General features: G+C 42.6%; 23 protein-coding genes and 3 pseudogenes. 21 read left to right on the top strand and 5 right to left on the bottom strand.

The features are described from left to right. The coding region (locus AC19MX_RS17095; protein WP_498299255.1) for an IS66 family transposase at positions 1 to 542 on the top strand (542 nt) is incomplete at its 5' end. 16 nt (positions 543 to 558) lie between these two features. Here the strand turns inward: AC19MX_RS17095 and AC19MX_RS17090 are convergent. Beyond that, positions 559 to 774, bottom strand: a pseudogene (locus AC19MX_RS17090) (transposase family protein); the annotation flags it as partial. Positions 775 to 1,020: 246 nt separating this feature from the next. Between AC19MX_RS17090 and AC19MX_RS17085 the strand changes: the two are divergent. The 3 genes and pseudogenes from AC19MX_RS17085 to AC19MX_RS17075 form a co-directional block, all read left to right on the top strand. Beyond that, positions 1,021 to 1,329: pseudogene (locus tag AC19MX_RS17085) on the top strand (IS21 family transposase); the annotation flags it as partial. Positions 1,330 to 1,690: 361 nt separating this feature from the next. Beyond that, positions 1,691 to 2,170, top strand: coding sequence for a DUF2947 domain-containing protein (locus AC19MX_RS17080; protein WP_432403453.1), 480 nt, complete (start codon positions 1,691 to 1,693; stop codon positions 2,168 to 2,170). Positions 2,171 to 2,309: 139 nt separating this feature from the next. Continuing rightward, entirely contained in the window at positions 2,310 to 2,882 is a 573-nt protein-coding gene (locus tag AC19MX_RS17075) for a chalcone isomerase family protein (RefSeq protein ID WP_432403455.1), read from the top strand. A gap of 146 nt (positions 2,883 to 3,028) precedes the next feature. Here the strand turns inward: AC19MX_RS17075 and AC19MX_RS17070 are convergent, their stop codons facing one another. The 3 genes from AC19MX_RS17070 to flgA all read right to left on the bottom strand — a co-directional run bounded on the left by AC19MX_RS17070 (position 3,029) and on the right by flgA (position 4,660). Continuing rightward, complete coding sequence (locus tag AC19MX_RS17070; RefSeq protein WP_432403457.1) at positions 3,029 to 3,454, bottom strand: flagella synthesis protein FlgN; 426 nt, start codon at positions 3,452 to 3,454, stop codon at positions 3,029 to 3,031. Positions 3,455 to 3,549: 95 nt separating this feature from the next. Continuing rightward, a complete protein-coding gene (flgM, locus tag AC19MX_RS17065) occupies positions 3,550 to 3,879 on the bottom strand; it encodes a flagellar biosynthesis anti-sigma factor FlgM (RefSeq protein ID WP_432403459.1) in 330 nt (109 codons plus the stop codon). Between the two features lie 73 nt (positions 3,880 to 3,952). Continuing rightward, positions 3,953 to 4,660 (bottom strand): flagellar basal body P-ring formation chaperone FlgA, encoded by a 708-nt coding sequence (flgA, locus tag AC19MX_RS17060; protein ID WP_432403461.1) that lies wholly within the window; start codon positions 4,658 to 4,660, stop codon positions 3,953 to 3,955. Between the two features lie 459 nt (positions 4,661 to 5,119). Here flgA and AC19MX_RS17055 point away from each other — a divergent pair, with 459 nt between their 5' ends. The 14 genes from AC19MX_RS17055 (at position 5,120) to AC19MX_RS16990 (ending at position 18,915) form a co-directional block, all read left to right on the top strand. After that, positions 5,120 to 6,040 (top strand): chemotaxis protein CheV, encoded by a 921-nt coding sequence (locus AC19MX_RS17055; RefSeq protein WP_432403463.1) that lies wholly within the window; start codon positions 5,120 to 5,122, stop codon positions 6,038 to 6,040. Between the two features lie 64 nt (positions 6,041 to 6,104). Continuing rightward, positions 6,105 to 6,938 (top strand): CheR family methyltransferase, encoded by an 834-nt coding sequence (locus AC19MX_RS17050; protein WP_160054565.1) that lies wholly within the window; start codon positions 6,105 to 6,107, stop codon positions 6,936 to 6,938. Between the two features lie 136 nt (positions 6,939 to 7,074). Then, a complete protein-coding gene (gene flgB, locus AC19MX_RS17045) occupies positions 7,075 to 7,473 on the top strand; it encodes a flagellar basal body rod protein FlgB (protein WP_432403465.1) in 399 nt (132 codons plus the stop codon). Positions 7,474 to 7,475: 2 nt separating this feature from the next. Beyond that, positions 7,476 to 7,892: a flagellar basal body rod protein FlgC gene (flgC, locus tag AC19MX_RS17040; protein WP_432403467.1), complete on the top strand. Its 417-nt coding sequence runs from the start codon at positions 7,476 to 7,478 to the stop codon at positions 7,890 to 7,892. A gap of 24 nt (positions 7,893 to 7,916) precedes the next feature. Beyond that, positions 7,917 to 8,699, top strand: a complete 783-nt coding sequence (gene flgD / locus AC19MX_RS17035) for a flagellar hook assembly protein FlgD (RefSeq protein ID WP_432403469.1) — start codon at positions 7,917 to 7,919, stop codon at positions 8,697 to 8,699. Between the two features lie 60 nt (positions 8,700 to 8,759). Continuing rightward, the gene (flgE, locus tag AC19MX_RS17030) at positions 8,760 to 10,139 is read left to right on the top strand and encodes a flagellar hook protein FlgE (protein WP_432403471.1); all 1,380 of its coding nucleotides are present in this window, start codon (positions 8,760 to 8,762) and stop codon (positions 10,137 to 10,139) included. Positions 10,140 to 10,390: 251 nt separating this feature from the next. After that, positions 10,391 to 11,134 (top strand): flagellar basal-body rod protein FlgF, encoded by a 744-nt coding sequence (gene flgF / locus AC19MX_RS17025; RefSeq protein ID WP_432403473.1) that lies wholly within the window; start codon positions 10,391 to 10,393, stop codon positions 11,132 to 11,134. 11 nt (positions 11,135 to 11,145) lie between these two features. After that, positions 11,146 to 11,934: a flagellar basal-body rod protein FlgG gene (gene flgG, locus AC19MX_RS17020; RefSeq protein ID WP_160054578.1), complete on the top strand. Its 789-nt coding sequence runs from the start codon at positions 11,146 to 11,148 to the stop codon at positions 11,932 to 11,934. Positions 11,935 to 11,943: 9 nt separating this feature from the next. Then, on the top strand, positions 11,944 to 12,618 hold the full coding sequence (gene flgH / locus AC19MX_RS17015; protein ID WP_432403475.1) for a flagellar basal body L-ring protein FlgH: 675 nt from the start codon (positions 11,944 to 11,946) through the stop codon (positions 12,616 to 12,618). A 10-nt stretch (positions 12,619 to 12,628) separates the two neighbouring features. Further along, positions 12,629 to 13,726, top strand: coding sequence for a flagellar basal body P-ring protein FlgI (locus tag AC19MX_RS17010; RefSeq protein ID WP_432403477.1), 1,098 nt, complete (start codon positions 12,629 to 12,631; stop codon positions 13,724 to 13,726). A gap of 17 nt (positions 13,727 to 13,743) precedes the next feature. Beyond that, positions 13,744 to 14,880, top strand: a complete 1,137-nt coding sequence (gene flgJ, locus AC19MX_RS17005) for a flagellar assembly peptidoglycan hydrolase FlgJ (RefSeq protein WP_432403479.1) — start codon at positions 13,744 to 13,746, stop codon at positions 14,878 to 14,880. After that, a complete protein-coding gene (flgK, locus tag AC19MX_RS17000; RefSeq protein ID WP_432403481.1) occupies positions 14,880 to 16,802 on the top strand; it encodes a flagellar hook-associated protein FlgK in 1,923 nt (640 codons plus the stop codon). Before flgJ ends, flgK begins: the two co-directional genes overlap by 1 nt. Positions 16,803 to 16,812: 10 nt before the next feature. After that, positions 16,813 to 18,012 carry a flagellar hook-associated protein FlgL gene (flgL, locus tag AC19MX_RS16995; RefSeq protein ID WP_432403483.1) on the top strand — a complete coding sequence of 400 codons (1,200 nt, stop codon included), beginning with the start codon at positions 16,813 to 16,815 and terminating at the stop codon, positions 18,010 to 18,012. 81 nt (positions 18,013 to 18,093) lie between these two features. Further along, complete coding sequence (locus AC19MX_RS16990) at positions 18,094 to 18,915, top strand: flagellin N-terminal helical domain-containing protein (protein ID WP_432403486.1); 822 nt, start codon at positions 18,094 to 18,096, stop codon at positions 18,913 to 18,915. A 787-nt stretch (positions 18,916 to 19,702) separates the two neighbouring features. Here AC19MX_RS16990 and AC19MX_RS16985 read toward each other — a convergent pair. Next, a complete protein-coding gene (locus AC19MX_RS16985) occupies positions 19,703 to 19,966 on the bottom strand; it encodes a LexA family protein (RefSeq protein WP_432403491.1) in 264 nt (87 codons plus the stop codon). A 52-nt stretch (positions 19,967 to 20,018) separates the two neighbouring features. Here AC19MX_RS16985 and AC19MX_RS16980 point away from each other — a divergent pair. The 3 genes and pseudogenes from AC19MX_RS16980 (at position 20,019) to AC19MX_RS16970 (ending at position 22,778) form a co-directional block, all read left to right on the top strand. Beyond that, positions 20,019 to 21,143 (top strand): annotated as a pseudogene (locus AC19MX_RS16980) (IS630 family transposase). A 308-nt stretch (positions 21,144 to 21,451) separates the two neighbouring features. Then, positions 21,452 to 22,270: a flagellin N-terminal helical domain-containing protein gene (locus AC19MX_RS16975; protein WP_432403493.1), complete on the top strand. Its 819-nt coding sequence runs from the start codon at positions 21,452 to 21,454 to the stop codon at positions 22,268 to 22,270. Positions 22,271 to 22,373: 103 nt separating this feature from the next. Further along, positions 22,374 to 22,778, top strand: a complete 405-nt coding sequence (locus AC19MX_RS16970; RefSeq protein ID WP_432403495.1) for a flagellar protein FlaG — start codon at positions 22,374 to 22,376, stop codon at positions 22,776 to 22,778. The last annotated feature ends 38 nt before the right edge of the window (positions 22,779 to 22,816 follow it).

Raw genomic sequence — 22,816 nt, 5'->3', positions numbered from 1 at the left:
TCAAAGAAGCGCTAATAGCACAAGGCAAGCCCAAAGTAGGCAAAATCAGTAAAGCGGATATGGCACTGAACATGATAGCCAGGCTGTACCGTATTGAAACCCAAATACAAGCACTGAGCCTGGAAGAGCGATTGTATTTTAGGCGCACCCACTCACGTGCTCAGCTGGGGTTATTTAAGCAATGGTTGGATAAATCAGTGCAGCAAGTATCAAAGGAAAGTCCGCTAGGAAAGGCCATCCATTACAGCCTCAATCAATGGTCAGCATTGAGCCGTTATACAGAAGACAGCCGACTCAATATCGACAACAACCGTGCAGAGCGGGCAGTAAAACCGTTTGTGATAGGGCGTAAAAACTGGCTATTCAATCACAACCATCGCGGCGCTGAGGCGAGTGCAATTTTGTACAGCATCATAGAAACGGCTAAAGCGAATGGACTTACTCCGTTCGATTACATCGAACACTGCTTAGAACAATTATCCTACCCTGATTGTGACCTCAACAGTCTCTTACCCTGGCAGGTTAGTCTAGACAAGACGTAGTTCGCCGGACGCATACGATGAGACCAATGCTCTGCTGGCTGGGAATACCATTAGCGAAGGGGCGATATTTACGCAGCCACATGAGTTTTAATGTCCCGAACTCGTGGCAATCGGCCCAACTTTGCGCAGCTGATATCACTGCGCTTAGGACGAGGAAGCAGATATCAATGACATCATGTTCTTGATTTATATGGGAACGGCAATCAGTAATCTTATCGAGATGTTTAAGCATATTAAGTATAAAGACAAAGAAAAAGAGCGCTATTTGATCACACTGGCGAGATCAATCAAGCTATTTTTATCTCTTTGTTTTTAAAAGGATGTATGAAAAGCGATCGAGTATGATCAGCCCCTGATGTTTTGCGAACACTCAATACCATCGATACAGATTACTGTTCGGCCAAAATGGTATAGTTCTATTTTTATACTTTTCGCCCAGCCAGTAGGTGTTTTATCACCCTGATTCATTTCTTTTTTGATGATTAAGAATAACCATGGCACGCCACCTATTTCTATGCGTAAACTTAAAGAGGTTTCAAGATTAAAATATGGCTGAAAACTCGCCATCGTAAGATAGTTAATAGCTTGTCTGTTCCCCCTCAATCGTATCACGTTATGCCTGTAAATCAGCCAAACGAGGCATTACTCGTTGGCCACTTGACGACCAGTGGGATGTTCGTCTCTGCAAAAAGCGTTTTTAAAAATAAATCCTCGATGAAAAGAATTTTTACTTCCAGATTGGTCATTAGCTCAGCAAGATCTACGCCCTAAAACCATGATATTGTTATCAGGTCTAACTAATGGTTTGAATGTTGCCACTACGCATAACGTTCCTGCTTTCGATGGTTCGTTCTAAATCGCGCTCTTTTTGAACGTGTAGGCCTTTTTTAGTGTCGCGAAGCTCTGCGTGTTGTGATGCCCAAAGCTGCTTTTACCTGCATTTTCAATAACATGATCTGAAATGCAATGCATATATACTTTAATGCTTTTCTACTTTGTTTATCTTGATTTTTGTGATTGCCGCCCGCCTCGTTTACTGGGTAATGACCATTTAAATCTTTGTCTTTATTTTCTGCTGTACTCTATCGCAGTTTACCTTGTTTTAACGCTATAATTGCGCCTCATTTTATGTTGCCAGGAGCAGTTGTTTGTCACACTCATATATTCCGTTTGAACTTTATAAGCGTAAGTGGATTTTTAACCATAAAGATTTGCCGGTGTCAGACGATGACAAGGCGTTGATCAAGCCATTGGCTGATAAAAGTGCCATGGAAGTATGGAATAAGTGGATAAGCAATAAAAGCAGCCGTGCGGAACTATTCGAAAAAGGTGATTGGCCAGCAAAGCAGGATGCTTGGAGTGCGACTGAGCATTGGCAGTCGGCGTGGGATTCTCATGATAATGCATTGCCTGAAGCTATTTTAGAACACATTAAATGGCCAGATGATACTGTGATTTATTTCTGTTATGAAAAATATCAAGTGTTAGAAACCCGTTGGGATGTGTTTGTTCGTAACTGGAAATGCTTTTTATTTTTTGATGATGGTCCAATTTTAATGGCGCAAAAACACAAACAAGCATTGATGTTTGAGCAAAATGGTCAATATAAATTAGGTGTTAGAGGTTAGAGCTACATATTCTATGAATGACAACCTGGTGTTGAAATCATTTGTATGTAGAGCTTATGTGTCTACTCGAGATTAATAGACTCTACTAAAACAGATGATAACCACTTTTATGAATAACAGATTATTTAAAAGAGATGACATGAAACTTTATGCGTTAATCGGTTTGGCTTTTTCGGTGTTATTGCCAACGTTAGCACCAACTGCAGTACAGGCAAAAATGGTTGCTGATGTGAATGTTGCGGATCAAGCGATGTTTGCAGATCAAACCTTAGTGCTGAATGGTGCAGGCGTGCGCAGTAAGTTTTTTATGGACTTATATGTCGGCAATTTATATTTGCCTGCAACAGTAAACCAATTAGATAGCGTGCTTGAGCAACCGATTGCGGTGATTCAATTAACCATTACCTCTGGGATGATCACCTCAGATAAAATGCGCAATGCGATTGAAGAAGGCTTTGATGCGGCAACCGATAACAATATTGGTTCGATTAAAACGGATATTCAACAATTTACTCAATTGTTTGCCGATGAAATTGTTGAGGGCGATCAATTTACTTTTGTGACTCAAAAAGGCAAGGGCGTGACCAGTATTAAAAATGGCCATGTTCAAGGTAACATTGCAGGAGAGGCATTTCGTCAGGCGTTATTAAAGATTTGGTTGGGTGATAATCCAGCGCAAGACAGTTTAAAGCAGGATATGTTAGCGCAGTAAATTCTCTACTAGGTGCTAGGGTCGCTGCGCTGATAGGACGGACTTTGTCCTGCTAGATACTAGGTCGGACTGCGTCCTGCTAGGTGCTAGATCAGATTTAATAGTTTCTAGCAGCGAAGCGTCTCTAGCAGCGAAGCGTCCTAGTCCTAGGCAGTAAAATCATTACCTAAGCTCGAAATTGTCGAGGTTTTGCCTTTATCGTTATAGGTGAGGCTAGTGGCATTACGGCTCACTTGTAGCGCCTGGGCTAAACGATTTATCGTGGCAATATTATGCTCTATTAAGCTAGAGTTTTGCGTGTTGATGTGTTTGCACTCGGCAAGGATAGCTTTGGCCGATTCAACTTTTTGGGCAAGTTCAGGTACAGAGGTCAGCTTTTCCGCCTCTGGGTGGGCAGCTAACTTTTCATCCGTTGCCTTGAGTAAGCTCATGCGCTGCAATTTATCTTTAGCGAGCGCTAACAGTTTGTCAGCATCTTGCTTGAGTAATGCGTCTTTTTCTTCAGTAATGAGCTGTTTAAGCAGAGTGAGAGTTTGATGTTGAGCATCAAGTAGCACAGTTATATCGGTCATATATTACTCTTTGGTTTACGTAGTCAACACTTTCCTATGATGCAAAAGTGCACCGATAACAAAGGTTAAAATACAATAAAGAGTAACGGACTAGGCTACTCTTTATCGAACGATAGGCCGCTCAGTTCAGCTTCAAAACTAGCGATATTCGCAGCTAATTTTTCTGGGTCGACTTTATAACGACCTTCTGAGATAGCCAGTTTAATTTCAGCGACCTTTTTTTGATCCACTTCAGGTAATGCAGCCATTTTGCCTTGAGCACTTTGCAGCTGTTGCGCTTGCGAAGTAATGCTTACCGAATCACTTTTAACGGGTGCAGCCGATTTTTGTGGCGCAGCAGTGTTTGTTTGTGAAGTAGACTGCGTGTCACGTGCTGTGCGCATCTGTGTATTGGTCGCAGTATTGTGCTTAATATCAATTGCCATGTGAGGCTCCAGCGTAATGTATTAGGTTTTCCATACAGGCTATCGGCGCTCGTGGAAAAAACTTTAATCTATTTTACATCCTAACTTCAACTTCACCAACACCAATCACTACAGCTTCTAGTCGTTTGTTACTTTTGCTATTTTTGACCTTAATAGCTTCTCCAATATTGCCGTCACGCAATGCTTCACCCAAGGTTTTAATTTCGATACTCTGTGTCTTAGCATATATAGAGACCATGTCTCCTTTACAGACAAAACAAAGATTACTGCCAATGATCGGTGAGTCTTTAGCGACTCGACGTTTTACGCGCGAACCGAGTAGGCTCGCTTTATCTGAAAAGAATTGTCCCTTCAAACTATATTGGTCTACATACATAATGGCTAAGTCATCAGAATTAAGAATCTGATTGGGTGACAATAATTCAGTCGCGACAATAACAGGATATTGAATATCAACTCTTACAGACAAGTACATCTGCCACGGGTAGTCGTAATCTGGAGTTTCACAGCTTATTTTAACGGTGTTATTTCGAGTGACATCTCGTTCGCTGGCTAACTCAACCGATATTGGAGGATAGCAGCGTGGCGGTGTCAGCCTTCCTTCTAAATTTTGTGGGGTAATTTCGACCTTAGCGTTTGACTCTACATCAATTTTTTTTTCTACGGCCTCTTTAGCTAATTGATAAATGGTCGATAATGAAGGAGCAGTGGCTTCTTCACTGGCAAATACCGGTAAAGAAAGCGAGAGTAAGCACAAAAAACATAAAAAAAATACTTTCATAATGAAGATACTAGCTTGTTTTGCCAGAATGCACCTATACTTTGAAAAACGATTAATACGCGGATAATGTAGACGTATTGAATAGACTAATAATCGATGGGTATGGCGGCGAATCATGTTCATTATCCTCCGTCAAAAAAATACCGTATCGGCTAGTTTATTAATCTAAGCAAGTTGTATGCCTATTTGTGTTGATAAGTTGTGGCGATAAGTATTCATTGTGTAGTCGACCTGGCAATGGTTAACTGGTGTGCGTTGCCAGTAAAATGTGTTATCAACAACGTATTCATTATTGCAACCGGGTAGTGTGGATATTGCAACTGGGTACTGCGAACCGGGTTTTACTATCGATAATTGAACTTTATCAACAAATTAAGTTTATTATCAAGAATTAGGCTTTACGATAATTTTAATAACAAATGTATCCTTTTGGGTGACAGTTAACTACAAGGCCCCGCTATGTCGAGCATTTTAGATTCAGTAAACAAACGTACCCAACTTGTTGGGCAAAACAGATTAGAATTACTGCTGTTTAGGCTTAATGGTCGTCAGCGCTTCGGTATTAACGTGTTTAAAGTTAAAGAGGTCCTGCAATGTCCTCCATTAACCACATTACCTAAATTAAATCGATTTGTTAAAGGTGTCGCTCACATTCGTGGTACAACCATTTCGGTCATTGATTTAAGTGCTGCAACCGGTGGCCGTCCACTCACGTCGACTGAAAATTGTTTCATTATCATTTCTGAATACAACCGCAGTGTGCAAGGATTCCTGGTGAGTTCCGTTGAGCGTATTATCAATATGAACTGGGCTGCAATCATGCCACCACCACAAGGTGCAGGGCGTTATTCTTATTTAACGGCAGTAACCGAAATTGAAGGCGAGTTGGTTGAGATTTTAGACGTAGAGAAAATCCTTGATGAGATTTCTCCGGTTAAAACCGCGATCAGTAAAGAAGTGAACGAAACGCTAACCATCGATAGAGAACAGCATTACCACATTATGGTGATTGACGACTCAGCCGTGGCACGCAAGCAAATTATTCGCTCACTCGAATCGCTAAATCTACAGATTGATACTGCCAAAGATGGCCGAGAAGCTTTAAATAAACTTAAAGCTATCGCGGCTGAAATGGACGATGTATCGCACGAAATCCCGTTAATTATTTCCGATATCGAAATGCCAGAAATGGACGGTTATACCTTAACGGCTGAAATTCGTGACGATCCAAAATTGAAGAATATCAAAGTGGTACTACACACTTCACTCAGTGGCGTATTTAATCAGGCGATGGTGCAAAAAGTGGGCGCAAACGATTTTATTGCGAAATTTAACCCAGATGAATTGGCCGCCGCAGTAAACAAACATTTGAGCTTATAACTGTCTATAATGACAGCGTGTAAATTATTAAGCGCTATAAGCTTACTTATTTTAGGATGTTAATGTGACAGATAAATCACTTGCTGAAGCAGAGTACAATCAATTTAGACTGTTTTTAGAACAGCATAGCGGTATTGTGTTAGGCGAGAATAAACAATATTTAGTGCGTAGCCGTTTGGCCCCTTTGATGGGTAAGCATAACTTACCCTCATTATCAGAGGTGGTTAAAAAGTCGATGAAACCGACTGAGCGCCAGTTACGTGCTGAAGTGATCGACGCGATGACAACCAATGAAACCTTATGGTTTCGTGACCGTTATCCTTTCGAGTTACTGCATAATACCTTATTACCTGAGTACAGTAAGTTAGGTCGTCCATTAAAGATTTGGTCGGCTGCTTGCTCATCAGGTCAAGAACCCTATTCTCTCGCCATGACGGTACTTGAATACCAACAACGTAAGCCTGGCGCACTGCCTGGCGGAGCATCTATTCAGGCAACGGATTTATCGCCTTCTATGCTTGAACGTTGTAAAAATGCTGAATACGACAGTTTAGCGTTAGCGCGTGGTTTATCTGATGAACGTAAGCGTCAGTTTTTTGATGCTTTACCGTCGGGCAACATGAAACTGAAAGACAATGTGAAGCGTCTGGTTAACTTTAGAGCTCATAATCTTCTTGAAAGTTATAGTTTATTAGGTAAATACGACATTATCTTTTGTCGTAATGTGCTGATTTACTTTGCACCAGAGGCAAAGGCTAAAATTTTGCGGCAATTTGCTGCCGCACTTAACCCTAAAGGGATTTTATTCTTAGGTGCGTCAGAATCTATTGCCGGTTTAACCGAAGAATTTAATATGGTTCGTTGTAATCCTGGTATTTACTATCAAAAGAAAACCTAGTTAAATAAATAGCTTACTAGCTTTATCATGCCGGCATTCGTCGGCATGTTCATTTAAAATACTTATTCATCCTTTATTGAAATTGTTGGCATAACCCTTGCTTTAATTCTATCAGTTAGCTGATGGAGGCAATTTTATGGCGATTAATTTCGATAATGCATTAGGTGTTCACCAATACTCGTTGGGCGTACGTTCTCAAAGAGCAGAAGTGATTTCAAGTAATATCGCCAATGCCAATACTCCTCATTACAAAGCGCGGGATGTGGATTTTGCTTCTGCGATGAAAGCCGCGAGCTCTCATCAAAATGGCTTAAGCATGAGTCAAACCACCGAAAAGCACTTTGATTTAACGTCATTAACACAGCAACACGTGCAATACCGTGTGCCGACTCAACCCGACACCGGCGATGGCAACACAGTCGACACGCAAAAAGAACAATCTGCATTTATGCAAAATGCGCTCGAATATCAAATGTCACTGGGTTTTCTTGAAAGTAAATTTAGTGGCATGCGTAAAGCATTGCGAGGTGATTAATCATGAGTTTATTCAATATCTTTAATGTTTCTGGTTCAGGGATGTCGGCGCAATCTGTCAGGCTTAATACCACGGCCAGTAACATTGCCAATGCAGACTCAGTGTCGAGCAGTGTCGATAAAACCTATCGTGCACGTCATCCAGTTTTTGAAGCAGAAATGGCCAAAGCCAGCAATCAGCAAAATCAATCTCCTGGAGTGTCGGTGAAGGGCATTGTTGAAAGTGATAAACCGCTAATTAAAGAGTACTCGCCAGATCATCCACTTTCTGATGCTGACGGATTTATTTACAAGCCAAACGTGAATGTAATGGAAGAAATGGCTGACATGATTTCAGCTTCGCGGTCTTACCAAATGAATGTTCAGGTAGCAGATGCCACTAAATCAATGCTGCAACAAACGCTCAATATGGGTAAATAGTTTTGATTTTTCAAGGAGGCAGCTATGAGCCTAATTAATTCTTACAGTCAGTCTTTACCGCAAACGTCAAGCAGTGCATCAAATACGAGTGCAGTGACCAAGAGTTCAGTGCAGAGCACTACTACGTTAACCACGGGTAATTCGTTTCTCGATTCAATTCGGTTACCTGAGCAGAGCGCGGTTCCTGAAGCGAATGATCAGCTGTTAAAGCAAGAAGACTTCTTTGCATTGCTCAGTCAGCAGTTATCAATGCAAGACCCATTTGAGCCTGTAGACAATGATCAAATGATTGCCCAAATGGCATCATTTTCTACTGTTGATGGTATTTCAAATCTTAACGATGAAATTTTAAACCTCAATACTGTGATGAGCTCAAGTCAGGCATTGCAAGCATCGAGTCTCGTTGGCCGTAAGGTATTAATCCCTTCTGATACTGGGATTATTTCCGCTGAGAGTCCTGGTATAAATGGCGTGATTAGTACGCCATCGGCCATGGAAACTATTACCGTGAGTGTACAAGATGAATCCGGACAGCTCATTAAAACCTTTAGTGTTGATGGTAGCGCCGGCGGTAACATTGATGTGTCTTGGGATGGACTGGATAAAAATGGTTCGCCAGTAAAAGAGGGATTGTACTCTATTAAGGCGAGCGGGAAAGTCGATGGCGAAGCCCAGGACTTAGCAGTATCTACTTATGCCCATGTTAGCAGTGTGTCGTTAGGCACCGCTGCAACAGGGGCTATTTTGAATTTGCGCGGAGTCGGCGGTATTAAGTTATCTGACGTACTTGCCGTATCTGAAACTTAACATTATCTACAGTTTACTAAATAAACGTGTTGATTATGAATAAAACCTTTGAGGTGAATTATGTCATTTAACATTGCATTGAGTGGTATCTCTGCCGCGCAAAAAGACTTAAACACAACGGCAAACAACATTGCCAACGTAAACACTGTCGGCTTTAAAGAGTCGCGTGCTGAATTTGCTGACGTGTACGCAAACTCAATTTTTTCTAATGGTAAAACGGCGGTCGGCGGCGGTGTATCAACTTCGCAAGTGGCACAGCAATTTCACCAAGGTAGTTTACAATTTACCAGCAACTCATTAGATATGGCGATCAGTGGCGGCGGCTTTTTTGTTACCTCTTCTGGTGTTGGCACTCAAGATTTATCATACACTCGAGCAGGCGCTTTTAAAGTCGATTCAGACAACTATATGGTCGATGCCGCAGGTAACTTTTTACAAGGTTTCCCTGTAGATGACGAAGGTAACTCAACTTCAGTAAGCTTAACCACAACCAAACCTATTCAAATTCCAGATACTGCTGGTAGTCCAGTTAAAACGGGTGTGGTTGAATTGCAAATGAATTTAAATGTCGGCGAAGATGCGTTAGATCCTAGCGCATTTGACCCAGACAATTCTGACACCTACAACAATTCAACCTCAGTAACCATCTATGACTCATTAGGTGAGTCGCATATTATGACCACCTATTTTGTGAAACCTACAGGTGGCTCATATACAGGGGAGAGTAACTGGCTTGCATTTTATGCTGTTGATGGTGAGCCGGTTAGTGTGGAAACTCCAGGGAGTTATCAAATAGATGCAGATGGCGATGGTGTTGGTGATGGTACCCTTAGCGAAACTGCAACAGCAACTAACCCAAGTGGTACAGGAGCTTGGAATGGTGCAGTGATTTCGTTTAACAATGTTGGTTCTTATACAGGGACTAATCCTTCGCCGATCACTACTGTAACACTTGGCACACCAGGTGCCGGTGTATTAGACCCAGGCTCAGACGGTACTCAAACACTTGAAGTCAGATTTGATAACCCAACACAATATGCTTCGCCATTTGAAGTGACTGCATTAAGCCAAGACGGTATTACCGTTGGCCGTTTAACCAACGTAGGCATTGGCTCGGATGGCTTAATTACTGCCAGTTACAGCAATGGTTCAACTGTGCCATTAGCGCGTGTTGCGTTAGTACGTTTTGCTAATGAGCAAGGCTTAACCCAGGTGGGTAACACCTCATGGAAAGCCAGTTTAGACTCAGGCGAAGCATTAGCCGGTGAAGCTAATAGTGGTACCTTTGGTAGCATTCAGTCTTCTGCGCTTGAGCAATCAAACGTTGATTTAACCACAGAATTGGTTGATTTGATTACCGCTCAGCGTAACTTCCAGGCTAACTCTCGTACCCTGGAAGTGAACAACACTCTAAACCAAACAGTGTTACAGATCCGATAATTATTTATTACTCCGCGTAATCGATAAACAAGGTGTTGCCGTTGTCGGCAACACCTTGCCATTTAAATAATACACCGCCTTCACTATCGTAAAACTGCTGTTTTTTTGACTCTTAATCACTCCCTCCTTCTATTTTTACTCCTTTACATTCAGCGTGTTGAATATAACTCACTAGCAACAAACTTCATTGGCATGATGCTTGCTATAACTCTACATATATTCATTTTGTAGAAAGTTTGACGGAGCAGCAAATGGACAAATTTCTTTATGTTGCCATGAGTGGCGCTAAGCAAGGCATGAATGCCTTAGCGGTCAGTGCTAACAACCTTGCCAACGCCAATACTGACGGTTTCAAGGCTGACATGACTCAAGCTCGCTCTATGCAGGCGTTTGGTGAAGGTTTACCCAGCCGCGTGTTTTCAATGATTGAAAGCCCAGGCAGTAACTTTGCAAGCGGTCCCATTGTCACCACGGGTCGTAATCTTGATGTCGCCGTTAAAGGCGATGGATGGATAGCCGTACAAGCCGCCGATGGCTCAGAAGCATATACCCGAGCAGGCAGCTTAAAATTTGACAGTACTGGTTTGCTGGTAAACAGCAGCAACCGCCCGGTAATGGGCGATGCAGGGCCAATCGTATTACCACTGCCCATTGAACACGTCGAAATTGCTGCCAACGGCATTATCTCAGTGAGACCTCAAGGCGCAACCGCAGAAGTCATCGAAGAAGTCGCCCGCATTAAACTGGTTAATCCAGGTAACAATCAAATGATGCGCGGTGAAGACGGTTTATTTCGTCTTATGGCCGGCGGTAACGCGCCAACCGATCCCAATGTTGCAGTAGAAAGCGGCGCCGTTGAAGGCAGTAACGTCAACCCAGTACATGAAATGGTCGCAATGATTGAGATCCAGCGTCAATACGAGATGCAAGTCAAAATGATGAAGAACGCCGAAGAAATCGATCGTGCGTCGACTTCCTTGATGAAAATTAGTTAGGAGTAATTATTATGATTCCAGCGTTATGGATAAGTAAAACTGGTGTTGATGCGCAGCAAACAAACATCGCGGTCATTTCTAACAACGTGGCTAACGCCAGTACGGTTGGATTCAAAAAAAGTCGCGCTGTGTTTGAAGATTTACTGTATCAAACAGTCAATCAAGCCGGCGGCGTCAGTGCCGACAACACCAAGTTACCTAATGGCTTAAACATTGGTGCCGGTACCAAAGTGGTCGCCACCCAAAAAATGTTTACCCAGGGCAGCATGCTCACCACCGACAACTCATTAGATTTAATGATTGAAGGCTCAGGCTTCTTTGAAGTGCAAATGCCAGACGGCACCGCAGCTTACACCCGTAATGGTCAATTTAGCCTGGATGATACCGGCCAAATTGTGACTCCTGGTTCAGGCTATGTGGTGCAACCCGCCATTACTATCCCAGACGATGCCACCAGTATTACTGTGTCAGCAGAAGGTGAAGTGTCGGTGCAAATTCCAGGCACTGCAGAAAGCCAGGTGATTGGCCAGTTAACCATGACCGACTTTATTAATCCGTCAGGGTTAGACCCATTAGGGCAAAACCTCTACACCGAAACCGGTGCCAGCGGTACGCCCATTCAAGGCACTGCATCGCAAGATGGTTTAGGTGCCATTCGTCAGGGCGCGTTAGAAACCTCTAACGTCAACGTGACAGAAGAGCTAGTGAACTTAATTCAAGGTCAGCGCATTTACGAAATGAACTCAAAAGTCATTTCAGCGGTTGACCAAATGTTGTCTTACGTTAATCAGAATCTCTAAGGAGCTATCATGATTAAATACATAACGTTAGCGTCGATGATTTTATTGGCAGGCTGCAGTTCTACACAAAAAAAGCCCATTGCCGATGACCCATTCTATGCGCCGGTATACCCAGACACGCCGCCGACGCAGGTAGCCGCAACGGGATCTATTTTTCTTGATACGCAAGCATCGAGCTTGTTCTCCGACATTCGTGCGCATCGCGTCGGCGACATCATCACCGTCACGCTAAAAGAGTCTACTCAAGCCAAAAAAAGCGCCAATAATGACATCTCTAAAGGCAGTGACTTAAATGTTACACCTGTCTATGCCGGCGGTAAAAATGTGTCTATTGGCGGAGTGCCAATTGACCTAGGCTACTCAGATAGCATGAACACCAAGCGTGAAGCAGATGCCGACCAATCTAACAGTTTAGATGGCAGCATTTCGGCTAACGTCATACAAGTGCTCAGTAACGGCAACCTGGTTATCCGCGGCGAAAAATGGATTTCAATTAATAACGGTGATGAGTTTATTCGCGTTACCGGCATGGTTCGCAGCCAAGACATCAATCCAGACAACACCATCGATTCAACCCGTGTTGCCAATGCTCGTATTCAATACAGCGGCACTGGCACATTTGCAGACTCACAAAAAGTGGGTTGGTTGAATTCGTTTTTCTTGGGTGACTGGTGGCCTTTTTAAGGAGTAATACATGAAAATCAAATTGCTGGTGTCGCTAATGACCTCGCTGTTAATCCTAACAGCCCCTGTTCATGCAGAGCGCATAAAAGATATCGCCAATATTCAAGGCGTAAGAAGTAACCAGTTAATTGGTTATGGTTTAGTGGTGGGTTTACCTGGTACCGGTGAAAAAACCAAATATACCGAACAAACTTTTCGCACCATGCTTAAAAACTTTGGCATTAATTTACCCGATTCGGTAAAACCTAATTCAAAAAACGTCGCGGTAGTGGCAGTGCATGCCGACATGCCAGCGTTTATTAAGCCGGGTCAAAACCTTGACGTTACCGTGTCGAGTTTAGGCGAAGCCAAAAGTTTACGTGGCGGTACGCTCATTCAAACCTTCTTAAAAGGGGTTGATGGCAACGTTTATGCCATTGCACAAGGCAGCCTTATAGTGAGTGGTTTTAGTGCCGAAGGCCTAGATGGCTCACAAGTGATTCAAAACACCCCTACGGTTGGGCGTATCCCAAGTGGCGCGATTGTTGAACGCAGTGTTGCCAGCCCATTTGCAAGTGGTGACTACCTTACATTTAATTTACGTCGCTCAGACTTCTCTACCGCAAAGCGTACAGCAGACGCCATTAACGACTTACTTGGCCCAGACATGGCTAAAGCCATTGACGCAACTTCTATTCAGGTCAGTGCGCCGCGTGATGCATCACAACGAGTGTCGTTTTTATCAACCCTTGAAAACATTGAAGTTGAGCCAGCAGACGAGTCAGCCAAAGTCATTGTTAACTCACGAACCGGCACCATTGTGGTCGGTCAGCACGTTAAGTTATTACCTGCAGCGGTAACCCATGGCGGCTTAACCGTCACCATCGCTGAGGCCACTCAAGTGTCACAACCTAACGCATTAGCGGGTGGCGATACCGTGGTCACCACCAATAGCACTATCGATGTGTCAGAAAAAGACCGTCGTATGTTTATGTTTAATCCAGGCACCAGCCTTGATGAGCTTGTAAGAGCCGTCAATCTAGTGGGTGCAGCACCATCCGATGTACTTGCCATACTCGAAGCGTTAAAAATGGCAGGGGCTTTGCATGGTGAACTTATCATCATCTAAAAATTGTCGGTATGACTATGGAAAAGTTGTCAAATTCATCGAACTTTCTGGATCTAGGAGGACTAGATTCACTTCGTGTCCAGGCCCAGAAAGACGAGAAGGGGGCACTTAAAGAAGCGGCAAAGCAATTTGAAGGTATTTTCGTTCAAATGCTCATGAAAAGCATGCGCGATGCCAATGCCGCTTTTAAGTCAGACAATCCGATGAACAGCGAAACCACCGCGTTTTTTGAGCAAATGCTTGATCAACAAATGTCGGTCGATTTGTCAAACAAAGGCATGCTAGGCCTCGCTGACTTAATGGTGCAGCAGCTTGACCCAAACAACAGCCCTGTTACGCCAGCGTCGGTATTGCGTGGTGACAGCAATTACAAAGTCAATCCAACCATGTTTGTGCCGCAGCCAAGCGAGCTTGATCAAGACACCTTAGACACTATCGCGCCTGCTGAGCAAGTCGCAACATCGCACCAGGCCATTAATCACAGCGACATGGCTGCGGTAATGCCACAGCAATTGGCCAGTGTATTACGCGGCGAGCAGTTAGCAAGCCAACCGTTTGCAAACAAGCAAGCTGCCACACCGGAGAGTGCGGCGATAAGCGCAGGCAATAACTTGCCGCAAGAGACCAACAAATTAAAGCCTAAAGGCGTGGCAGTGAGCGAGTTTACCAGTCCACAGCATTTTATTTCAGTGTTGTATCCGCATGCAGAAAAAGCGGCTAAAACCCTGGGTACGTCAGCCGAAGTGCTCATTGCCCAGTCGGCACTGGAAACCGGTTGGGGCCAAAAAGTGGTTCGCCGTAACGACGGCACCATGAGCCACAACTTATTTAATATTAAAGCCGACAAGCGTTGGCAAGGCGAAAAAACCTCGGTCAACACACTAGAGTTTGAAAAAGGCATTCCGGTGCAACAAAAAGCAGACTTTAGAATGTACGACGACCTTGAACAAAGCTTTAGCGACTTTGTGTCATTTATTGGCCAAGGCGATCGTTACGAAGATGCGCGCAAAGTGGCCAGCGAGCCAACTCAGTTTATTCGCGCATTGCAAAAGGCGGGCTACGCCACCGACCCACAATATGCCAACAAGGTGATTAACGTGATGAAGTCGGTAAAAGAAGGCCTTAAATCTGTATTACCCCTGGAGACTAAATAATGGCGATTGATCTACTTAGCATCGCGCGCACCGGCGTTATGGCATCTCAATCTCAACTTGGGGTAACCGGTAATAACATCGCCAATGCCAATACCGAAGGTTATAACCGCCAAACGGCAACTCAAGCAACCTTACAATCACAAAGTCTTGGCGACAGCTTTTACGGTACAGGGACTTATGTGTCTGACGTAAAACGTGTGTACAACGAATTTGCCGCGCGCGAGTTACGCATCGGCCAAACCAGCATGAGCGCTGCCGAAACCACATATTCAAAATTAAGCGAACTTGACGAGCTTTACTCGCAAATCGGTAGCATGGTGCCCAATAGCATCAATGATTTTTTTGCTAGCCTTAACAGTGTGGCCGATTTACCTTCCGATTTAGGCATTCGCAGTAATAGTTTAAGTTCGGCTGAGCAAATGGCCATCAACATTAATCAAATGCAGTCGCAGCTTGATAACCAGGTTAAACAAACCAATAGCCAAATTGAGTCGGTGACCACCCGCGTAAACGAAATCAGTAAAGAGCTGGCCAACATCAATTTAGAATTGATGAAAGGTCAAGGCGACAACAACGAGATTTTAGACAAGCAAGACGCACTGATTTTAGAGCTAAGCGAATACGCGCAAGTTAACGTTATTCCTCTAGATACTGGCGCCAAGTCAATCATGTTAGGCGGCTCGGTCATGTTAGTGTCGGGCGAAGTGGCAATGAGCATCGGTGTGAGCGCCGGCGATCCATTCCCTAACGAACCCAAACTCACCGCATCGATTAGTAATAAAACCCTCAATGTTGACCCAAGTAAATTAGGCGGCCAATTAGGGGCGTTATTTGCTTATCGCGACGACACCTTAATCCCAGCCAGCAACGAGTTAGGCCAGCTAGCATTAGGGGTTGCCGATACCTTTAATGAAATGCAATCAAGTGGTTTTGATTTAAATGGCGACGTGGGCAGCGATATTTTCCGTGATATCAATAATCCGTTAATGGCAACAGGCCGCGCAGGCGGTTACTCAACTAACACCGGTAATGCAGCCATGTCTGTCAATATTGACGATGTCGGTGCATTGTCTGGTAGCAGTTATGAATTGAGCTTTACTACCGCAGGCGATTTTGAATTAACAGATACTCAAACTGGCAGTGTGACAACATTAACCCAAACCGGCAGTCAGCTTGTGAGTGGCGAAGGCTTCACCATTAATATTGCCAGTGGCGCAATGGATGTTGGAGATAAATTTGAAATTCGCCCAACAGCAGGTGCAGCCGCGGGGTTAAAAGTGATAATGACCGACCCTAAAGGCATTGCAGCTGCTGGGCCGACGTTAACCTCTGCCACAACAAACTCGGGTAATACTTCAGTTAGCTTAAACAGCATGGACTCAAGTGTGACCGGTTTTCAAGGTACTGCAACCGGTTCATCAATTACATTTACTATTGATACCGCCGCCAATACTTATCAAGCATTTGATAGTGCTGGAGCGTCATTAGGCCCAAGCACCTCATATACAGGTAACAACATTAATGCCTTTGGTATGGACTTTGATATTACATCAAGTGGTACCGCAACTGCCGACAGCTTTACGTTCGACTTAGCCTTTGCCGAAGGCAACAACAGCAACGCAGTCGAAATGGCTAAATTGTCGGACGTCAAATTAATGAACAACGGCACGGGCACCTTAACCAGCGTATTTGAAAACACCAAGTTAGATATCGGCAGCCAAACCAAAGCCGCAGAAGTACGCATGGACTCCGCATCAGCTATTTATCAGCAAGCGTATGATCGAGTACAAAGCGAATCTGGCGTTAATCTAGACGAAGAAGCCGCCAATTTATTGCGCTTTCAACAGTCATACCAGGCCGCCGCGCGGATTATGTCTACCGCGCAAACGATTTTTGACACCTTATTAAGCTCGGTTCGCTAGGAGATAAGCCATGAGAATTTCTACCGGACAAATGTTTCAGCAAAGCACCAACAGCATTTTAGAAAAGCAATCAGCCACTAATAGCATCATGGGGCAGATTTCGAGCGGCAAAAGAGTCGAAACCGCAGGTGACGACCCAGTAGCCGCCATAGCGATTGATAATCTTAAACAAAAAAACACTTTGGTTGATCAATATGAGAAGAACATTGATTACGCAACAAATCGCCTAGGCCTAACTGAGAGTAAAATTGGTAGCACAGAGTCTTTGATGGACTCTATGCGAGAACAGTTATTGCGTGGTGCTAACGGCAGCCTGAGTTCAAATGAGCGGCAAATGATTGCCGATGAAATGAAGCAAAGCTTACAAGAATTACTTTCTATTGCTAATAGCCAAGACGAATCGGGTAATTACATTTTTGCAGGTAATAAAACTAATTCTCAACCTTTTGCTTTTGATACGAATGGTGAAATTGTTTATAGCGGTGATTCAGGTATCAGAAAAAGTGTTGTGGCATCCGGAGTCGCGATGTCAACAAATGTTCCTGGCGATACAGCGTTCATGAATGCCGCCAATCCTTTAGGTGATTATGGTGTCAATTATTTGTCTTCACAGCAAGGTGATTTTACCGTTGCAAGCGCCAAAATAACAAATTCACCTCATACTCCTGATTCATATACATTTAACTTTATTGATAATGGCGCTGGTGTTGATCTGCAGGTGGTCAACTCTGCAGGGACTGTTGCAACAACTGTGACTAATTTTGACGCAACAAGTTCGTTATCTTTCAATGGCATTGAAGTGAAATTAACGGGAGTACCTGCAGCTGGCGACTCTTTTACGATTGAGCCTAAAGAGACAGTAAGTATTTTTGATGCTTTTAATCAAGCGATAGCTTTCTTAGAAAGCCCTGACGCAACATCTACTGCACAAAGCCAATCACAGTTGGCACAACTATTGAATGATATTGGTAGTGGTCAAAATCAAGTCAGTACCGCTAGAAGTATTGCAGGCAACAATTTGAAAGGTTTAGAGAGTATTTCTTCAAATCATTCGGAAGAAAAAATCATTAATAGCAGTGCGCTTTCTAAGTTAGAAGACTTGGATTTTGCCAAAGCTATTACTGAGTTTGAAAAACAACAACTTGCACTTAATGCTGTATCGAGTGTGTTTAGTAAAGTGGGTTCGCTTTCATTGTTTGATTACATATAACAAAAAAGCAATCACGTTAAATTGTAAAATTTAGCCAAGCTCCACAGTCTTGGCAACAAAACTAGGAATGAGGAATTATTTATGGCTATTACAGTAAATACCAACGTTACATCAATGAAAGCGCAAAAAAACTTAAATACATCGAGCCAGGCTCTTTCAACTTCGATGGAGCGTCTATCGAGTGGTCTTCGCATCAACAGCGCAAAAGATGATGCAGCCGGTTTGGCTATTTCTAACCGCTTAAACTCACAAGTTGGTGGTTTAGAAGTAGGTATGCGTAACGCGAATGATGCTATTTCAATAGCTCAGATTGCAGAAGGTGCAATGCAAGAGCAGACTAACATGTTGCAACGTATGCGTGATTTAACCATTCAATCCGAAAACGGTGCAAATAGTACTGCGGATTTGAAGTCACTAAAAGCAGAAATGGATCAATTGGTTACCGAAATCGATAATATTGGCACTACAACGGCATTTGGTAATACTAAGCTATTGCAAGGTGGTTTTTCTGCAGGGAAAAACTTCCAAGTTGGTCATCAAAATGGTGAAAATGTCACAGTTAAAGTTGCTAAAACCGATAAAGCTACACTTTCAATCAGTGGTATAACGAATGTTACTTCGGCGAATCGTAAATCATCGTTAGCTGCAATTGATAAAGCAATAGCAAAAATTGACAGTCAACGAGGGGACTTAGGTGCTGTTCAAAATCGTTTAGCGTATAACATTAGTAACAGTGCCAATACTCAAGCAAACGTTGCAGATGCTAAGTCCCGTATTGTAGATGTGGATTTTGCTAAAGAAACCTCAACAATGACCAAGAATCAAGTGCTACAACAAACAGGTTCAGCAATGTTGGCCCAGGCTAATCAATTACCGCAAGTTGCATTATCATTACTTGGGTAACATATTTTCCGTTACTTAGCCTTTAACTGCTAAGTAACGGAATATCTAAATGTCCTTACCCTATTTCTTTGACTTCCCAGTTCTTATTTTTACTTTAGGTATTATGGTCAATTCAAACCATGCTCAGCTCTAAACAGATTCAAATTCTATCGGCGAGAGGCCTGTATTTGTCGTTTATAGTCGTTCTACAATTTGATAGTTCATATATTTAACCTCATCATCACACATATGTTGACGAGTATGTTGTGGTATTTTTTAAGAACCAATCATGCTTTAAACTATCAACGAGACGCTCCACAGCAATGTTGTTCCCACACGCACTCACCTATACTGCTTTGGCAGTTTAATTGCTTTAACAAATGTAGATAACCTCTACCACTATGAAACACTAAGCCCTTGGGTGGCTTTCGCAAGTTGCAAGTCTTCAAAAATGCTTTATCAACTAAACTTCGCGTCATGCGCAAGCTGACTATTCTGCGAGAATACATATCTATAACAACCGCGAGATATAGCCTATCTTCACCTGTTTTAAAGTGGCTCACATCACCTGTTCAGACTTGGTTCGGCCCAACTGGATAAAATTAATATTAAGCAAGTTTCAGCCACATTATCACTGTACTTAGGCTTTGTTGTGACTTTACAAGCTAGGCCTTGCGTCACCACCAGTTTCAATCACGCCATTAATTTAATGCTGTGATAAAGCATGATGCTAACCCCTTTTTTGCGTAGTGCTTTAACTAACTCTACACTACCTAGTACCGTTTCAATTTAGTTTTGATCGATTGAGCTACCATTCCAGCGGTAGCTCATCGGTTTTTATTAACACTTTCAAAGAGCTACTTTCTCTCGGGGTTCGGCTGATCAATTCGTCTGCTTCTAACTTCAAAATTGTCTGATGAACCGTAGGTGCTGAAACACCAAAGTACTTCTGGATATCTGCCTGAGCTGGCGGATAACCGTTCACTTTGCTGTAATAATAAATAAAATCGAGGTATTGGCCTTGTTTCACGCTCAATGCGGGGTTGATTTTTTTCTCTGTGGTGATCGACATTCTCAAGGCTTTGTGATCAATTATCGTCTTTGATAGTTGAGAGTATCATGCCATGAATATCACTTACTTTGTAGAGTTGACCCAAGAAGAACTGCACTCCTTAAAGATTTTACTAAGCAAAGGCATACACAATGCTCGCTTGTTAAAACGAGCCAACATTCTGTTGCTTGCAAACGAACATAAGCACAGTGATAAAGACATCGTTGAGCTACTTAATACCAGTACCTCAACGATTTACCGAACCAAAAAACGGTTCGTTGAAGACGGACTGGAAGCTGCACTCTCCGAAGGGAAACGAACAGGGCAACCCAAATTACTCTCCGCCAATGAAGATGCTAAATTGATCAGCATTGCTTGTAGCGAGCCGCCAGATGGCCGCGCTCGTTGGACATTAGCGCTCATCGCAGACAAATTAATTACGCTGACAGAACTAGAAAGCGTATCGCTAGAAACGGTCCGCCAAAGACTGAAACACAATGAATTAAAACCATGGCAAAAGAAGATGTGGTGTATTGGCGAGTTAAACAGCGACTTCATTGCGCAGATGGAAGAGATGCTGGAAATTTATGCAATGCCTGCAGATGAAAAACATCCTGTGGTTAATTTTGATGAAGCAATGAAACAACTAGTGTCACATCTAAAACCGCCCAAATTAGCTTAACCAGGGCACTTAGCTAAAGATGATTACAAATACCGACGTGAAGATTTGGCCAATATCTATCTGATGTTCGACAGGCATCGAGGCTGGCGGCATGCTAAAGCAACTGCAACCAAAACATGAGAGGACTTTGCAGCGTGTATGCGGAATTTTGTTGATGTTCATTATCCTGATGCGGATAAAATCCACGTGGTTTTAGACAACTATACAACGCACACCGCCGGTCCTTTATACAAAGCTTATTGAGCAGAAGAAGCTAGGCGTAACTTGAAGAAAATTGAATTTCACTACACCCCAAAACATGCCAGTTGGTTGTATATGGTAGAAATTGAGATTGGCGTGATGAACAGACAATGTTTGGATAGACGAATCGCCACTTGGGATGATCTACGACTTTCGCTTACGGCTTGGGAAAACGGCAGAAATAACGAACATGCACGTATTAAGTGGATGTTTGATGTAGATAACGCTCGGTTGAAACTCAACCGAGCTTATAAACTTTTAAACAGTCAGAATTAAATGAAATTAGTACAAGATTGTTTCGACTGAACTTGAATCATGCTTTAGCTCGGCGAAATAGTACTAGTTTGTCGCGGTGATAAGTTCACCAAGCATTCAGAAAAACATAATATGCTAATGAACTAACTTACATCATTTATTTTACGAAGATACTTAGAGGTATTACTATGTTTTTTTGTTTTTTTTAAAAAAAAAGCTAAAGGTAAGGGTTTTGCTGCCGTTAATTATATTGTAACGAGCAAGACCTGTTTGACTTGAGACAAAGCATACAGGCATCTCCCAAGTCAGAAATATATGAGGAAGCAATCATGGCTATCACAGTAAACACTAACGTAACGTCGTTAAAAGCACAGAAAAACTTGAATTCGTCAAGTGGTGCACTTGCAACTTCTATGGAACGTCTATCTAGCGGCTTGCGTATTAATAGTGCTAAAGATGACGCAGCAGGTCTGGCCATTTCTAACCGTTTGAACTCTCAAGTCAACGGTTTGGAAGTGGGTATGCGTAATGCAAACGATGCAATTTCAATTGCTCAAATTGCAGAAGGTGCAATGCAAGAACAAACTAACATGCTTCAACGTATGCGTGATTTAACCGTGCAATCCGAAAACGGTGCAAATAGTACTGCGGATTTGAAGTCACTAAAAGCAGAAATGGATCAATTGGTTACCGAAATCGATAATATTGGTACTACGACTGCATTTGGTACTACAAAATTAATGACTGGAACCTTCTCTGCAGGAAAAAACTTTCAAGTTGGTCATCAAAATGGTGAAAATGCTACAGTTAAAGTTGCTAAAACCGATAAAGCTACACTTTCAATCAGTGGTATAACGAATGTTACTTCGGCGAATCGTAAATCATCGTTAGCTGCAATTGATAAAGCAATAGCAAAAATTGACAGTCAACGAGGGGACTTAGGTGCTATTCAAAATCGTTTAGCGTATAACATTAGTAACAGTGCCAATACTCAAGCAAACGTTGCAGATGCTAAGTCTCGTATTGTAGATGTGGATTTTGCTAAAGAAACATCAACCATGACGAAGAATCAGGTTCTACAACAAACAGGTTCTGCGATGTTAGCTCAAGCAAACCAGTTACCTCAGATCGCTCTATCGCTACTTTAAATAAGTTTGTTTTAGCAGTGTTTAGGGAGATCCATTACGGTTCTCCCTTTATTGTTACTGCAAGATAAATAATATCTGGTGGTTACAAAGTACGCCGAGGTGTATGATGGAAGTTAATAATACTGTTCAATTTACTCGATCTTCAGAAATGAGTAAAAATAATATAAGTACTCAGCCAGTGTTAAATGAACAAAAGGCTGAGAAAAATAAAGTGAATGAGTTATCGTCAGTATCGGACACTGCTGCAAATGACAAGTTTGTTCAAGAAGCTGAGCAAGAGGTTGATAAAGCCCAATTGCAACAGGTTGCTTCTGATTTAACTAATATGGTTGCTATGATGCAGAAAGGCTTAAAGTTTTCTGTAGATGATGCTTCAGGTAAACAAGTGATTAAAGTTCAAGATGTTAGTTCAGGTGATATCATTAGGCAAATCCCTAGTGAAGAAGCGCTTAAGTTGGCAGAAAAATTAAGTGAAGTGTCAGGAATTTTGATGAAAATTGAAGTTTGAATTTAACATTCATTTAAAATGGTTTCTTTTTTACTTTG

The organism is Shewanella sp. MF05956 (assembly GCF_059758055.1).
This window is presented reverse-complemented; position numbering and strand designations above follow the sequence as displayed.